At 60.1% G+C, this 464-nt stretch carries 1 protein-coding gene; it reads left to right on the top strand.

The annotated features are described in order from the left end of the window. Positions 1–73 precede the first annotated feature (73 nt). A partial coding sequence (locus NFJ07_RS25690) for a hypothetical protein (RefSeq protein WP_269998934.1) occupies positions 74–464 on the top strand: 391 nt, incomplete at its 3' end.

The raw sequence follows: 464 nt of genomic DNA, 5'->3' as shown, positions 1-464 counted from the left end.
CCCTGTGTGTCAGGCTCTTGTGTGACAGGTTTTTCTGTTGGCCGGAGTCCGGCGTGTGGGGTGGGGAAGGTCCATGATGGATTTTGTTATTCCTGTCCGCCAATCGAATCGCCACTTCACTATTGGCGAGAAAAACGCGATTCTGGATGAGCACGAGAAGTGTCTTGAACGAGGCTCGAAGATGGCCCTGGCCAGGGCGATCGGAATCCGGGCTGCCACGGTCCGGGAATGGGCGCGCGCCCGGGAATCCGGTGAACTGCCCGCCGTGGTGGATCCAATCAAGGAGGACCAGCGATTGAATGCCGGTGACAAAAGACAGCTCCAGCGGGTGTTGAAGGAGAACGAGATCCTCAAGGCCAAGCTGGCCCGGTCCGAGGCCGCGGTGGACATTCTGGGAAAAGCTTCCGCGCTCTTGGAGGCAATGGCCAAGAGCGCGGCGGCAACGGAACCGCAGGTGGAGGAAC

This window comes from Arthrobacter sp. B2a2-09 (assembly GCF_027587375.1).
In the GTDB taxonomy this organism is placed as follows: domain Bacteria; phylum Actinomycetota; class Actinomycetes; order Actinomycetales; family Micrococcaceae; genus Arthrobacter.
Note: the sequence above shows the minus strand (reverse complement) of the source record. Positions and strands in the feature narration are given on the sequence as shown.